This window comes from Pseudomonas sp. GW822-FHT03F04 (genome assembly GCF_058801405.1).
This window is the reverse complement of sequence record NZ_JBXANF010000003.1, coordinates 651,023-666,191: the sequence shown is the minus strand read 5'-3', so window position 1 is coordinate 666,191 and position 15,169 is coordinate 651,023. Positions and strand designations below refer to the sequence as shown.

Sequence of the window (15,169 nt, the reverse complement as noted above, 5' to 3'; positions counted from 1 at the left end):
TTCCCCATGTGAGAGTAGGTCATCGTCAAGATTAAATTCCGAAACCCCAATTGCGAAAGCAGTTGGGGTTTTGTTTTAGTAGAAGTTCCCGTTTTTGCTGGCACGTTACCGTGGTAACGGGCTGGTCACAGAATTTCTTGACGACCATAGAGCGTTGGAACCACCTGATCCCATCCCGAACTCAGAAGTGAAACGATGCATCGCCGATGGTAGTGTGGGGTTTCCCCATGTGAGAGTAGGTCATCGTCAAGATTAAATTCCGAAACCCCTGTTTGCTAACGCAAACAGGGGTTTTGTCGTTTCAGAGCCTGCAAAAGTACGATCTTCAAACCGCTCTACGTGCCTTGCTGCTTCGACGAGCCTGCCATTTGCGCCACCAGATGTAGACGCCAGTCCCGGACAACCCCGCAATCAGGACACCCAATACCGCGATCATCACTTGTCCGGTAAAGCCTATGATCCGTCCTCCATGTATCGGCAACTGCAACCGATAAAACCGCTCTCCCAACGTCCCTTCTCCTGCGATTTCCTGCCCGAGTAATCGCCCGTCCGTACCGTGGAAGAACAACCAGGATTTACCATGGGCCTCGGTGTCATGCTGGCCAAACCCCGCACCGTAGAAGTTGTACTCAAAGCTGTAATACAACTCACCGATTGCAGCAGTCAGCCCCAACCTTTTTCCCTCCTGCTGCGCCCTTTCGTAGGCCTGTTGATAACTCAGTCGAGTGAACCCCAGTTCGTCGGCAGGCATCCGCCCTCGGGCCTCATACACGCTCGGTTCAATCGGAGAGAACAGCGACACCACCGGTTTGAAGACCTGACTCGGCAAGTTCATGGCCACGCTGCTGACGGCTATCGGCAACAATAACAACCACAGCCACAGGCCCCCCGCGCGATGCAGATCGAAGTTGAGCCGATAGGCATGCCCGCCCTTGATTTTCCAGGCCGTCGACCACTTCTTCCAGAACGGTTTACCCCGCGGCAAAGTCAGCCAGAGAGCGATGAAGCAATCGATCACCCAGGCAATGGCCACCAATCCCATCAACAGCAAACCCCAGTTCCCGGGCAGCGTCAGGTTGTAGTGGAACTCGAGAATGAAAGGAATGAAGTTCTCACGCTGGAAACAGCACTCACCCCAGTAACGCTGGCCTTTTCGCTCGCCACTGACCGGGTCGAGGTAGAACACCTGATTACGCTCATCGAACGGTTTGCCCGTCGCCGGATCATTACGTGGAACCGCCGCCAGCAAGGCTGTGTGACCTGCTTCATTCGGATACTCCATGTACCAGACCTGTAGCCTCGGATGTACCGATTGCACCGCATCGACCAGCTCACCTGGCGGTAGACGCTGCCCCTCGGCCGACGCCGCGTAAAACCCAGGGTTCAGCCACTCATCCAGCTCATGGTTGAACGCCAGAATGCTCCCGGTGATTCCCGCCAGCAGCAGAAACACAGCCGTGGCCAACCCGATGTACCGGTGCAGTAAAACCAGAAACGAACGCATGAAATTTTCCCCACGAATACGACAAAGCCAGTCCCTGAATCTCAGGGACTGGCTTTTTTATGCACAAGACAAAGGCTTAGAACTGGTAGCTGACCGTGGCGGCGACGTTGCGCTCCTCGCCCATGTAGCAGAAGTTCAGACTGGCGCAGGAGGCCACGTAGGATTCGTTGGTCAGGTTGTTCGCATTCAGGCGTACGTCCACACCCTTCAAGCCAACTTTGCCCAGGTCATAACCGATCGACGCGTCGAACAACGTGTAGGACGGCACCTTCATGGTGTTCTCTGCATCCGCCCAGCTGTAGCCGACGTAACGCACACCGCCGCCCACTCGCACGCCATCAAGCGCCGCACTGTCGAACTTGTAGTCCGCCCACAGCGATGCCATGTGACGCGGTGCCTGGGTTGGCGAGTTGCCTTTATTCTCGATCACGTTTGTCGGGGTGCTCAGGGTGCTGACCATCGACTTCGAGTACTCGATGTCAGTGAAGGTGTAGCTACCGAGCACTTTCAGGTTATCGGTCAACTGCATGTGCGCTTCCAGTTCCAGACCCTGAGAGCGGACAGCGCCTACAGCGCGATAGAAGTTTTCCTGCGGCAGTTTGGTCGCCAGGTTTTCCTGATCGATGCGGAACAGCGAGGCCGTGAACAGATTGTCGGTGCCGGGTGGCTGGTACTTCAGACCTGCTTCCCACTGCGTGCCATCCGTTGGTGCCAGCGGATTACCGGCGCTGTCGGCATAGGAGTTGGGGTTGAACGACTCCGAGTAGCTGATGTACGGCGCCAGGCCGTTATCGAACAGGTACAGCGCCCCGACACGGCCCGTCAGTTTGGTGCGCTTGTCGCTGATCTCGGTGCCGACCGGACGGCCCGCCTCGGCAATCCGGTTTTCCTCGGACGTCTCTACCCAGTCCTGCCGCAGACCGAGGGAGAAGCGCCATTTGTCCATCTCAATCAGGTCTTGCAGGTAAACCCCGGTCTGCTCCAGGCGCCGCAGATAACTGGTCTCACCGTACGGCGTAATAGCGGAATTGCCGTACACCGGGTTGAACGCATTGATCGGCGCCAAGCCACCGCTGGTCCAGTCGACCACGGTTTTGCGTCGCTGGTAATCCGCTCCCATCAGCACCGTGTGCTTGGTCGCACCGGTGAAGAATTCGGCCTGGAGCATGTTGTCGACGATGAACGCGTGCAGTCGCTCGTCACCGCCGGTGTAGTAGCGGTTCAGCTCGTTGCTGGTCGGCGACGTCCAGCCATAGGCGTACACCTGATCCATGTTCACTTTGGAGTCGAGGTAGCGGAAGTTCTGCCGCGCGGTGAAGACGTCGTTGAAGCGATGTTCGAACTGATAGCCGAACGACTGCTGATCGCGGGAGTAACCATCGACTCCCGGTTCGCCTTCGAAGAAGTGCGGTGAGATCCGGTTGCCGTTGCGCTGATGAATCGTGCCGTCGGCCGGCACGCCACCGTGATAGCCGCCATCCGGGTCATGTTGCAGATACGCCTGCAGGGTCAGTGAAGTGTCTTCGTTGAAATCGATGCTGACCGTCGGCGCGAGGGCGAAGCGTTTTTCCTTGTTGTGGTCGAATTGCGTGTCGGACTGATCCGTCAAACCGATCAGACGATAGGCGATGCGCTTGTCGTCATCGACCGGGCCGCTGAAGTCAAAACCAACACCGCGCTGGCCCTGAGTGCCAACGGTGGCCTGAACCTGATGATAGGCCTCGTACAACGGTTTCTTGCTGGTCAACGCCACCAGCCCGCCCGGTGAACTGCGGCCGTACAACACCGACGACGGGCCTTTGAGAATGTCCACGCGCTCGAGGAAATAAGGATCGACCTGCATGGTGCTGTAGGTGCCGCTGTCGCCCATGGACTTGAGGCCGTCGAGGTAGATGTTATCCACCGAGCCATCGTTGAAGCCGCGCATCGCCACATAGTCGTAACGGTGCGTGGCGCCATAGGGGTTGGTCAGCACACCGGGGGTGTAGCGCATGGCCTGGGACACGGTTTGCGAGCCCTGATCGTCCATTTGCTCGCGGGTGACCACGGACACGCTTTGCGAGGTTTCCAGCAGCGCGGTACTGGTTTTGGTGGCGATCTGACTGTGCGTTGCGTTGTAGCCGTCCATGCTGCCCAGCGCGTTGCCGAGGGCAAAACCTTTGATGTCAGTGGTCGGCAGGGCCAGGGCTTCGGTTTCCGTGACGGAGCGCAACACATAGCTGCTGCCGTCCTGGCTGACCGCCTCCAGACCCGAGCCACCGAGCAGATGACTCAACGCCTGATCTGCCGAATATTCGCCCTGCACGCCGGGTGATTGCCGGCCTTGAGTCTGCTGTGGGGTCATCGACAACGTGATGCCGGCCTGGCGCGCGAACTGGTTCAGCGCCTCGCCCAATGGCCCGGCGGCGATGTTGTAGCGATGGCTGCTGACCTCACTGCCGCTCGCCGCGACGCTCAGGTTCGGCAGCAGGCCGACGCCCAGTGCCGTGGAGAACAACGCGGCCCGAACGGCGTGGCGCAGAAGGCCCGATTCGGCAGTGAAATTCAGAGGGTTCTTACAGATAACGCGCGCAGTCATTGTAGGTTTCCGTGGCAAGTCGCGAAGGCTGAATTGAAGTGCTTACTGACTAAGCCGGCCTTGCCACGAAAACCCGCCAAAAAATTTCAGACTGCTCGTTCCAGCGTTACCCACCAGCGGGTGCGATAGCGCAATTGCACCGGCAGGGTTTGCGGCAGGATCGCCAGCAACTTGTCGGTGTCATCGAGGCGGAACACGCCGGACAAGCGCAGATCCGCCACTTGCGGGGCGCAATTCAGGAAGCCCTGACGGTAGCGGCCAACCTCATTGAGGAAGTCACCCAGGCGCATATTGCGCGTCACGATAAGCCCGTCGATCCAGGCGCCGGCATCCATGTCCAGCGGCGGAGCGGGACGCGCCTGATGGTGATCGATCAAGTAACTCTGACCGGCAAGCACCTCGGTGGAAGCGCCATCGCTCGTCCGCGGCGAATGAATCGCTACTCGGCCACTGGTGACGCTCAGGCGCGTGCAATCACCTTCCTGACGCAGGATGAATCGAGCGTCGAACGGCTCATAACTGCCATGACGATTTTGCACTCGCAGCGGTCGATCAATCCCCGAACCTTCGTCGGCGCCGCCGCAGGTCACGATGATCTCGCCCCGGGTCAGTTTGATCAGCCGCTGTTGCGCGGTGTAATCGAGGTCCACGGCGGTGGCCGTGTTCAGTTCGATCCGCGTACCGTCGGGCAACTGGAATCCGCGGCGCTCGCCGGTGGCGGTAGCGTAATCGGCGCTCCACTGCTGCCAGGCTGACGTGTCTTTGGCCAGCCACGCGGCGGAGCCCATCAACAACGCGCCGGACAGCAGCTTCAACGCCTGACGGCGACCCAGGCTCTGCGCACTGTTTTCCAGTGTGTTGAATGCCACTTGCGCACCCGGAACGGCACGCAGATTTTGGGTCAGCTCACTTTGCAACGACTGCACCCGCTGCCAGGCCAGTTCGTGATCGTGGTGCTCGGCGCGCCATTGTTCACATTGGTGGTTCAGGCGCGGATTGCCGTGGTTATTGCGCAGGCGCAGCAGCCAGTGGATCGCCTGTTTGACCACTTGTTGCGGTGGCTCGGCGCGGCGGGCGAGTGACACGTTATCCACCGGCATCAGCTTTCGTACCGCAGCACGTAGCAGTGATACAGCGCATCGGCGACGTAGCGCTCCACCGAGCGCAAGGACAGGCCCATCTGCTCGGCGATCTGCTTGTGGGTCAAGCCTTCGCACTGCGCCAGCAGAAACGCCTGACGTACTTTTGGCTTCAGTCCTTCAAGCATGCGGGCAATGCTTTCCAGCAGCTCGATCACCATTGCGCGGGATTCGGCGCTGGGTGTTTCGGCTTCCGGCAAGTGTGCGATGGTTTCCAGATACGCGCGTTCGATTTCCTCACGACGCCAATGGTCGATCACCAACCCACGAGCGATGGTGCGCAGAAACGCGCGGGGCGCCTTGAGTTCGAGACGTTCGGTGCGTTGCAGCAGGCGAACGAACGTGTCCTGGGCCAGATCCGCCGCATCGGCCGCATTGCCCAGTCGCGCGCGCAACCAGCCGTTGAGCCAGCCGTGATGACGACTGTAAAGCGCCTGTACTGCAAACTCAGGTGAGGACATGAACGCGACAGCCCGAACGTCACAAATGATAATTAGTCGCATTGTCATCAAGGGTTACAGAATTTGCAACCGGCGCTGCAAAACAGTCATCAAAAAATGACAGGCGAACGCTCTGGCACGCCGTTCGGCGGGAATCTGGCAGAAATGCCGTCCATTTCCTACAAAGCGCTAAGTTTTCTCCGAAGCGTGCCGACAGACTGGTGAGACATGCGTGCACCAAAGTAGAGCGGCCATCAGAACGCTGCCTGCGCTGTACATGGAATGTTGCATCCGGAACGCATCCCCACTTTTGGCATAAGAAGTCCCATGAAATGAATCTCAAGTTCAGCCATAAAATCCTGTTGGCCGCCTCGGGCGTCGTGGTCCTGGCGTTCGCGCTGTTCACTCTGTACAACGACTATCTGCAGCGAAACACCATTCGCCAGAACCTCCAGTCCTCCGTCCAGCAGGCCGGCGACCTGACCGCCAGCAGTGTGCAGAACTGGATGAGCGGGCGGATTCTGGTGCTGGAAAACCTCGCGCAGAACGTCGCCCATCAAGGCAAGAACGCCGACTTCCCTGGGCTGGTCGATCAACCGGCTTTCACCTCGAACTTCCAGTTCACCTACGTCGGCCAGGCCAACGGTGTGTTCACCCAGCGCCCTGACGCGAAGATGCCGGACGGCTACGACCCGCGTCAGCGTCCCTGGTACAAGCAGGCCGTGGCCGCTGACCAGACCATGCTGACCCCGCCTTACATGGCTGCCGTCGGCGGTCTGGTGGTGACCATCGCCATGCCAGTGAAAAAGAACGGCGAGCTGCTCGGTGTGGTGGGCGGTGACCTGAGCCTGGAAACCCTGGTGAAGATCATCAACTCGGTGGACTTCGGTGGCCTGGGCCACGCGTTCCTGGTCAGCGGTGACGGTCAGGTGATCGTCAGCCCGGACAAAGACCAGGTGATGAAGAACCTCAAGGACATCTACCCGAACGCTGATGTGCGTATCCAGAAGGGCAACCAGAACGTGGTGCTCAACGGTCAGGAGCGCATCCTGTCGTTCACCCCGGTCACCGGTCTGCCGAATGCCGAGTGGTACATCGGTCTGTCGATCGACCGCGACAAGGCCTACGCCGCACTCAGCCAGTTCCGTACTTCGGCACTGATCGCGATGTTCGTCGCAGTGGGCGCGATTGCGGTCTTCCTGAGCCTGTTGATCACCGTGCTGATGCGTCCGCTGATCACCATGGGCCGTGCGATGCAGGACATCGCCCAGGGCGAAGGCGATCTGACCCGTCGTCTGGTAGTGGAAAGCAAAGACGAGTTCGGCGAGCTGGGCAGTTCGTTCAACCAGTTCGTGGAGCGGATTCACGCCTCCATCTCCGAAGTGTCTTCCGCGACTCGCCACGTACACGACCTGTCGCAACGGGTGATGGCATCGTCCAACGCCTCGATCATCGGTTCCGACGAGCAAAGCGCGCGCACCAACAGCGTGGCTGCGGCGATCAATCAATTGGGTGCCGCCACCCAGGAAATCGCCCGCAACGCCGCCGATGCTTCGCAACACGCCAGCGGCGCGAGCGAGCAGGCCGATGATGGTCGTCAGGTGGTCGAGCAGACGATTCAGGCGATGACCGAGCTGTCGCAAAAGATCAGCCTGTCGTGCACCCAGATCGAAACCCTGAATGCGAGCACCGACAACATCGGCCACATTCTCGATGTGATCAAAGGCATCTCCCAGCAGACCAACCTGCTGGCGCTCAACGCGGCCATCGAAGCGGCCCGTGCCGGTGAAGCCGGACGCGGTTTCGCGGTGGTGGCGGACGAGGTGCGCAACCTCGCTCACCGCACCCAGGAATCGGCGGAAGAGATCCACAAGATGATCACCTCGCTGCAGGTCGGCTCCCGTGAAGCGGTGACCACCATGAACGCCAGTCAGGCGTCCAGCGAAGAGAGCGTTGAAGTGGCGAACCAGGCCGGTCTGCGTCTGGTCAGCGTGACCCAGCGCATCGGCGAAATCGACGGCATGAACCAGTCGGTGGCAGCGGCTACCGAAGAGCAGACTGCGGTGGTGGAAACCCTCAACGTCGACGTCAACCAGATCAACCTGCTGAACCAGCAGAGCGTGGCAAACCTCAATGAAACGTTGAAGGATTGCGATGCGTTGTCGCAGCAGGCCAACCGTTTGAAACAACTGGTCGACAGCTTCAAGATCTGATCGCTTGCGGTCAAAAAACAGCCCGCTGCGGAGTGATCCGCAGCGGGCTTTTTCATGCCTTACACAAACAGCTTCAGCACATTGCCCATCGCATCATCGGCGAACCCCTGCACGAAATCCTTGAACCCCGGCAGCGCCTCAGGGCCGCCGGAAGCCGGCTCGGCAATGATCGTCCAGGTCGCCCGCGACTTGCCCGCGCCCTGCGATTCCACATTCATCGCCGCCCACAGATTGGCCACGCCCAGCGTGTTGTAGATTGTGGTCCAGGTCATGCTCAGCGCTTGGTCGTCCCGGGAGTTGAGTTGCTCGACCACCACGTTGCCATCCTTGAAGAACTTCTTGCGCAAGGAAGACACGCCTTCACCGGTCATCTCGATGTGCGACAGGGCCGGAATGAAACGGTCGAAGCCGTCGAATTTGCCGACCACTGCCCACAATTGTTTGGCGTCCACCGGCACATCCACCGAAGACACGACGTGGCAGCCGTGAGGGTTCTTGATCAGGGTGTCGGGTTGAAGATTGCTCATGGTGTTGCTCCTTGGTGGTTGATTCAGATGAAGTTGATTTCTTTCAGGTAGTCGCAGCCGCGGCGCAGCAGCGCCGGGGATTTTTCCGGGTAGTGCGCGCCCATCTGCTGCACGCCGGCCTGGGCGTTGGCATGGCCGATCAGGGAGATGTCGCCGATGTCTTCCTCGAAGCCGTTGAGGTAGAAACCGAGCACGCCGAACAGCGCGTTGTCGGCATCGACCCGGCCCAGTTGCTGTTGCCAGTCGGCGACGCTGACCAGCGAAAATTCGCTGCCGGTTTCGCGGAATGACGCGACGTAGGCATCCCAGCTCAGGGGCTCCGGGTTATGCAGGTTGAACACCGCCCGTTCGGGCGAGTAACGGCTGGCGTGGAAGGCGATGAAACGGGCGAGAAAGTCCACCGGCATCAGGTCGAAATTCAACGCGAAGGCCGGCACCTGCCCGAGCTGGATCGAGCCCTTGAGCATCAGCATCAAACGGTTCTTGTGCGGCTGGCAGACGCCACTGAGGCTGTTGAAACTGATGTTGCCGGGCCGATACAGATTGACCCGCACCCCGCGTTCCCGCGCCCGTTCGAGGATGCGTTCACCGACCCATTTCGACAGGTTGTAGCCGTTGCGGATGTAGATCGGCGGCGTCGGTGCGGCGGGCAATTCCAGCACCCGGCCTGCGTCGTCGACAGTGCTGGAGGCCGACAGCGTCGAGACGAAATTGAAGACCTTCTTGCTGCGCCCTTCGCACAGTCGAAGCAGTTCGAAAATCGGCTCGACGTTGTCCGCCGCCAGCGACTCGTAGTCGAGGACGTGATTGACGTTGGCGGCGTTGTGCACCAGCGCGCCGAACTCCCGATCCAGTCGCTCGAAATCGCTATCGGCCAGGCCCAATTGCGGCCGGGTGATGTCGGCCGAATAGACCCGCACCCGACTCAGGTCCAGATGCTCCAGCCGGTTCTCTCGCAACGAATGGGCAAAGCGCTGCGCCGCCGTTTGCCCGCCGCCGTCGCGTACCAGGCACGCCACCTCGCTGGCGCCCCAACCCAACAACGCCTCGACGATGTGCACGCCGACAAAACTGTTGGCGCCGGTGACGATCACCTTGTGCACATCGCCCATGCGGCTGATCGGCAACGGCTCGATTGCCAGCGGTCGCTCGGCGTCGGCCATCGCCTGGGCGCTGAGTACCGCGCTGTCATCGGTGCCGCGCACCAGTGTGGCGAGCTTGGCGATGGTCGGCAGTTCGATGAAGCGGTTGATGGAGATGCTGCGGCCGAATTCCTCCCGCAGACGCAGGAGCATGCGCGACAGCAGAATCGAGTGACCACCGAGATTGAAGAAGCTTTCGTCAGTGGAAATGTCGCTGGTCGGCAGCTCCAGCAACTCGCCCCAGATCTCCAGCAGCAGCGCTTCGTCGGCGTTGGCCGGCAGGCATTTGGGGCCGCTGTCCTGCACGCTGACCGGCAGCTCCAGCAAGGCCTTACGGTCGACTTTACCGTTGGCGGCAAATGGCATGTTCGGCAGTTCCGTCCACGCTACCGGTTGCATGTAGTCGGGCAAAAACTGCTGGGCGTGTGCCTTCAGCGCATCACGGGCGGCGTCTGATTGTGGCTGGGCGAGGAACGCCAGAATCCGTCGCTGACTGTCGATCACCACGGCGATTTGCCGATACAGCTGACTCTCGCGCAGGCACCGTTCGATCTCTTCCGGCTCGACCCGGAAACCCCGGATCTTCACCTGATTGTCGCGGCGCCCACACAGCTCGATGCCGTCCTCGTCCCACTTGGCCATGTCGCCGCTGCGATAGGCGCGCAGACGCTGGCCGTCCGGCAACTCCAGGTTCAGATAGCGCTCCGCCGTCTGCTGTGGATTGTTCAGGTAACCCAGGCATACACCCGGGCCGACGATGAACAGTTCGCCTACCGTTTGCTCGGCCACCGGTTGTAGATCGTCATCGAGAATCAGCACCTGGCTGTTGGCGATCGGTCCGCCGAGGGTGCGATTGCTGTCACCCGGTTGCAGTTGCCGCGCGGTGATCAACACCGTGGCTTCGGTAGGGCCGTAGAGGTTGTGCAGCTTGCTCTGGCGCGTCAGCTGCTCGATCACAAACGGCTCGCAGACATCGCCGCCGGTCATGATCTGCCCGACGCTTTGCAGTTGCTCCAGCGGCAGGATGCTCAACAGCGCCGGCGGCAGGAACGCATGGGTCAGCTGCCGGCGGCGGATCAGCGCCACCAGTTGCAGCGGATCGCGGCGCTGGTTGTCGTCGGGCACCACCAGTTCCGCGCCTTCGAGCAAGGTCGGGAAGATGTCGATCAATGAAGAGTCAAAACTCAGCGACGAGAACTGCAACACCCGACTCTCGGCGTGCAACTGCACGTAATCGGCGTACCACGCGGTGAAGTGCGCAAGGTTCACCTGGCTGAGCAGCACACCCTTCGGATGCCCTGTAGTACCCGATGTGTAGAGCGCCATGCACGGCGCATCGAGCTCAGGCCGACGACGCATCAACGGCAACGACAGATCGGCGTCAGTGCTGTCGATGCGGCTGACATCCAGCCCCGGCATCGAAGCGCTCAGCGGATGTTCGCCGTCGTGCAGCAGCAACACCGCCCCGGCGTTTTCCAGAATGTACTGCTGGCGCTGAAGCGGATGGCTCGGCTCCAGCGGCAGGTACACCGCGCCGCTGCCGAGAATCGCCAGGATCGAAGCAAACAGCGCATCGCATTTCGGCAGGCAAATCCCCACCACCCACGGTTGCGGTTGTGTCTCCAGCATTGCCAGCAACCGTTGCTGGATCGCCCGGCTGTGATCATGCAACTGGCGATAGCTGATCGACTGCTCGGCGAGGTGCAGCGCCGGGCGCTCCGCATGCTCGATCAGACTCTGTTGCAGCCGCTCGATCACCGGAGTCTGTGCCTGTTGCAGCAACGGCGGGTTGGCCGTGGCGTTGAAGCGATGCACATAGGCCAGGCTGTCGAGAAACAGCAGGTTTTCCACCTGCTCGAAGTCCGGCGCACGGGCCGTCTCTGCGTGCTGGAAATACTCGGCATCGCGGGAGAAACGGCTGACCAATAGCGCTACTTCGTCCACCACTAGCGCCAGTGTTCGCTGGCGCAGGGCCTGGCCGTTGCCGGAGGACTCGTCGGCAATCGGCACGCGGCTCAGCAGTGTCGAGTTGCAGACGCAAAGGAGATCGAGCACCGGCAGTCCGCCGACGCCTGTTGCTCCAATTCCCAGACGCAAGGTCAGGTGCGGTGTCGCGCCGTGATCCTGTGGCGCAAGGCTGCCGTCATCAATCACCAGGTCCATCGACGGAGCCGCTTGCGTCAGCAATGCATGACCGTGTTGTTCGAGCTCCTGCGCCAGGTCGGTCAAGGCCTGGCTGCGGCCCATCAGCAAAATGTCGAGACGTCTCATGTCAGCCTCCTTGTCAAACCAGGTAGTCGCGCAGGGCGTGCTGGACGCACGGGGTGTCGAGCAGTGAGCTGTTGTGGAAAAACCGCACGATGTTGCCCACCAGCGGGTGGTGGCGATTGATCGGGAAGGCCAGCCCGGCCATCTCGTCTTTCAGTGCGCGGCGGGTTGCGTCGTTGACCGGCAAGGCATCGATCAGGCGCAGGTCGAATGACTTCTGGATGTCGTTGGTCAGGTAGTGGCCGATGAACACCGGCAGGATCTGCGCGATGCATTCGCGATCCGCGTCGCTCGCGGTGTGCCAGTAGATGCGCACCATCCGTGCCCAGAAACTCGAATGGCGACCCTCGTCGAGCAAGTGGTCGGCCATCAGCCCCTTGATCGACGGCTTGACCGTGTCGTCCCGGGCGAATGCCGCAACATCGCCGGTCACGGTGTTCTCGGCGATGGCGACGCAGATCAGCTCCACGGCGCTGCGCAGGTGCTCCGGGGCCAATTCGACGGCGGCCGGAATCGCCCGGCTCAGTTCGATTTCATTCGGCAACTCGATGGGCTCGATGCCGGTCATGGCCACGGTCTGCTGCATGAAATCCATCGCCACCAGCGCGTGGTAATCCTCGTCCACCACCACGGTCATGGCGTCGTAGCGACAGGCGAACGGGAAGGCCACGGCGAAGCGGTTCTTGGCGATGCTGCGGGCGGTCTTGTCGACGATCTCAGTCTCGAAAATCACCACGTCGTTGATGAATTTGTACAGCGTCTGCACCAGCGCAAAGTCCCGTTGCTCGGGGCATTCGCGCAGGAAGGTTTCACTGAGCACCAACGGCTGGCGACTGAGCGGGTAGATCAGCCGCGCGTCGTCCTCCAGCACGCGGCGCGGCCGGGTGCGGATGGTGGCGCGGCTTTCCCAGGCGTCGGCGAAGGATTGGTAGTCGGCGGCGTTCATTCGGCCACCTCCGCCAACGGCTCGCGCATGCTCAGGCGCAGGCCGTCCCACAGGGCGATGCGGCTTTCCACGGCGGCGACGGCGCTGGCGTAGACCTCGGCTTCACGCTGCGGATCGCCATCGACCAGTCGCTCCAACAGTTGCTCCGCTGCCGGGCCGTGGTCTTCGGAGTCGACTTCGATGTGTCGTTCCAGGTAGTAACGGAAGGTCGGCGCCTGTTCGACACCGATGCCCCAGGCATCGAGCATGCGCTGGAACATGGTCGGGATCACGCTCTCGCGGCCATGCAGGAAGGCGGCGGCGACGCTGTGCCCTGGCGCATGCAGCGCGGTGTGCAAGGTGTCGCGGACGAACTGCGCGGCGGCCGGGTCGACGTCGACACTTTGCAACGCAACGTCATAGCTCACGCCTTCCTGTTGCAGCGCGACGAAACGCTCCACCGCCGAGGTGCTCGCACCGACTTCGCGCATCGCATCCAGGTACAACTCGAAGTGACTGTAATGCCCGTGTGACAACCGATCGTCCGACTCTTCGCCGAGCACGATTTCATTGATCAGCCGCGCGGCGTGCGGATCGCGCGGCGGCAGCCACGGCAGACGGGTGCACGTCAGTTCCTGTTGCAGTCGTTTGGTCAGCGACATGAAGTCCCACACGGCAAATACGTGGGACTCCATGAAGCGTCGCAACACCGACAGCGAATCGATTTCGGAGAAGATCGGGTGAACGCTGAGTTCGGCTTTCTTTTGGGTGAGTTGTTCTTTAGTTGGCATGATGCGAGCCTCTGGCTTATAGGGATATAGGGACTTCTCAATCAATGGCTAACAACGTTGGATATAGTTTCCAGGCGAGCGATAGCCTCATTCGTTTCGATGAAAGTTAAAGTTTCATTGAAAGCCCAGGTACAACGGCATACCGCTGAAGGCGGCTGTGAACTGGGCAGTATTGCTGGGTCTCGCCGGTTTGTCGGTTCGCTGCAAAACCCGGCGTAGAAAAACTAATACATCGCAAAACAACTTAACAAGTATATTTTCAATTAATTTAAGTTGGCCGTTTTTCAAGTATGAGCGAGGCTGATAAAACTTTTAAGTTGAGTTTTATTTGGGCGTAGTTGCTCCTTTCGGCGTTTAAAGGCCAAAATTGAATAACAAGAGTGAATGCCTCACTCGAAGCAACTTTCTAATGAAGTAATTGAAATGATCTGAGGGGATGAAGTTGGCCTGATACGGCGGCGAATCTTCCTTTTCCCGTGACAAGGCTCCTTCCGTAGGTTCCTGGTGCGGAGACTGCTGCCGGGGCGGCGCGTCCCCGTTCTATAGTGGGTTGGCGATTCAAGGGTGCGCGTAAATCGGCGCCGCGGCTATCGTCGAAAATGACTTCCTTGCGGTGCAAATTCCGGGCTGTTCGAAGCAGGGGGGAGGTTAGAGCGCAGGCGCCGAAGTGCCACGGCAATTGAGCGTGACCGGCGTGGGGATTTGTAAGCGGGTTATTCGCCGGGGGAGCGGGGGCTCACCCGGGAGGGGACTTTCAGAGTGCCGCCTGGCGGCTTTTGGAGGCGGAGCTGGCCAGATAGCGAGTGATCACCTCGACACCCCGATTGAGGTGCTGCTCCAGAAGCATCACCGCCTGTTGGGTGTCGCGTTCTTTAACGGCCTGCAGCAGCGCCCGGTGATCGTCCTGGGACAGTTTGCCCAGGCCCATGGCCTCGAGGTTGAAACGCAGGAAGCGTTCCTCTTCATTCAAGCCATCCTCGACCAGCCGCAGCAGTCGGCCGTTCGGGGATTTGCAGTAAAGCGCCATGTGGAACAGACGGTTGAGCCGGCCGATCTCGGTGTAGTCGTGCTCGGTTTCCAGCTCTTCGATGTAGCCGGCGGCGCGATCGTGATCGGCAGGGGTCAGCAGCGGGATCGACTGGCGCAGCGCTTCGGATTCCAGCAGGATGCGCAGCTCATAGGTTTCGGTCGCGTCACCCTGAATCAGCGGCGCCACGACGGCCCCTTTGTGCGCAACCACGCTCAGCAGGCCCTGGGCTTCCAGCTGACGCAAGGCTTCGCGCACCGGCATGCGGCTGACGCCGAACAGATCCGCCAGGTCTTGCTGGCGCACGGCGGTGCCGCACGGCAGGCGACCATCGAGGATCGCCGAGCGCAGGGTTTCTTCGATGACCGAACGCGCCAGGTGCGCGGGAATCGGGCCTTCGACTTTGATGCTGTGGAGTGGCTTGGGCTTCTGGGTCACAACTGCACACCCTGTTGACGGCTGAATTTGGATCCAAAGGACACTAGTGATTGCTCTACAGGTTGTCAAACCGTGTAGAAGAACCCTGTCATATCTGAAGTTTAGCGCGCCAGCGATGATCTCAGGGTGCCATTGTTTTTTGCTGGACTAACCTTCACCATCAAACGCCTTTCTTCC

General features: G+C 60.3%; 10 protein-coding genes and 1 rRNA gene. 2 read left to right on the top strand and 9 right to left on the bottom strand.

Going from position 1 to position 15,169, the window contains the following annotated elements; all coding sequences use genetic code 11:
* Window positions 1-136: 136 nt before the first annotated feature.
* Window positions 137-252: ribosomal RNA gene (rrf, locus tag AC1RMX_RS09545) — 5S ribosomal RNA — on the top strand.
* A 73-nt stretch (window positions 253-325) separates the two neighbouring features.
* Here rrf and AC1RMX_RS09540 read toward each other — a convergent pair.
* The 4 genes from AC1RMX_RS09540 to AC1RMX_RS09525 form a co-directional block, all read right to left on the bottom strand.
* Window positions 326-1,504, bottom strand: coding sequence for a PepSY-associated TM helix domain-containing protein (locus tag AC1RMX_RS09540; protein WP_493071611.1), 1,179 nt, complete (start codon window positions 1,502-1,504; stop codon window positions 326-328).
* A 76-nt stretch (window positions 1,505-1,580) separates the two neighbouring features.
* A complete protein-coding gene (locus AC1RMX_RS09535; protein WP_096823050.1) occupies window positions 1,581-4,082 on the bottom strand; it encodes a TonB-dependent siderophore receptor in 2,502 nt (833 codons plus the stop codon).
* Window positions 4,083-4,168: 86 nt separating this feature from the next.
* A complete protein-coding gene (locus AC1RMX_RS09530; protein WP_096823049.1) occupies window positions 4,169-5,182 on the bottom strand; it encodes a FecR domain-containing protein in 1,014 nt (337 codons plus the stop codon).
* Window positions 5,182-5,682: a sigma-70 family RNA polymerase sigma factor gene (locus AC1RMX_RS09525; RefSeq protein ID WP_096823048.1), complete on the bottom strand. Its 501-nt coding sequence runs from the start codon at window positions 5,680-5,682 to the stop codon at window positions 5,182-5,184. The genes AC1RMX_RS09530 and AC1RMX_RS09525 overlap by 1 nt, the downstream gene beginning before the upstream one ends.
* 311 nt (window positions 5,683-5,993) lie before the next feature.
* On the opposite strand from AC1RMX_RS09525, the gene AC1RMX_RS09520 reads away from it, so the two are divergent.
* Window positions 5,994-7,874, top strand: a complete 1,881-nt coding sequence (locus AC1RMX_RS09520) for a methyl-accepting chemotaxis protein (RefSeq protein WP_085712595.1) — start codon at window positions 5,994-5,996, stop codon at window positions 7,872-7,874.
* A gap of 59 nt (window positions 7,875-7,933) precedes the next feature.
* Here the strand turns inward: AC1RMX_RS09520 and AC1RMX_RS09515 are convergent, their stop codons facing one another.
* The 5 genes from AC1RMX_RS09515 to AC1RMX_RS09495 form a co-directional block, all read right to left on the bottom strand.
* Window positions 7,934-8,401, bottom strand: a complete 468-nt coding sequence (locus tag AC1RMX_RS09515) for an SRPBCC family protein (protein WP_493071608.1) — start codon at window positions 8,399-8,401, stop codon at window positions 7,934-7,936.
* Between the two features lie 23 nt (window positions 8,402-8,424).
* On the bottom strand, window positions 8,425-11,814 hold the full coding sequence (locus AC1RMX_RS09510; RefSeq protein WP_493071606.1) for an amino acid adenylation domain-containing protein: 3,390 nt from the start codon (window positions 11,812-11,814) through the stop codon (window positions 8,425-8,427).
* Window positions 11,815-11,827: 13 nt separating this feature from the next.
* A complete protein-coding gene (locus AC1RMX_RS09505; RefSeq protein ID WP_127796537.1) occupies window positions 11,828-12,757 on the bottom strand; it encodes a diiron oxygenase in 930 nt (309 codons plus the stop codon).
* A complete protein-coding gene (locus AC1RMX_RS09500; RefSeq protein ID WP_493071604.1) occupies window positions 12,754-13,527 on the bottom strand; it encodes a DUF3050 domain-containing protein in 774 nt (257 codons plus the stop codon). Before AC1RMX_RS09500 ends, AC1RMX_RS09505 begins: the two co-directional genes overlap by 4 nt.
* A 754-nt stretch (window positions 13,528-14,281) precedes the next feature.
* Window positions 14,282-14,992 (bottom strand): GntR family transcriptional regulator, encoded by a 711-nt coding sequence (locus AC1RMX_RS09495; RefSeq protein WP_096823043.1) that lies wholly within the window; start codon window positions 14,990-14,992, stop codon window positions 14,282-14,284.
* Window positions 14,993-15,169: the final 177 nt, after the last annotated feature.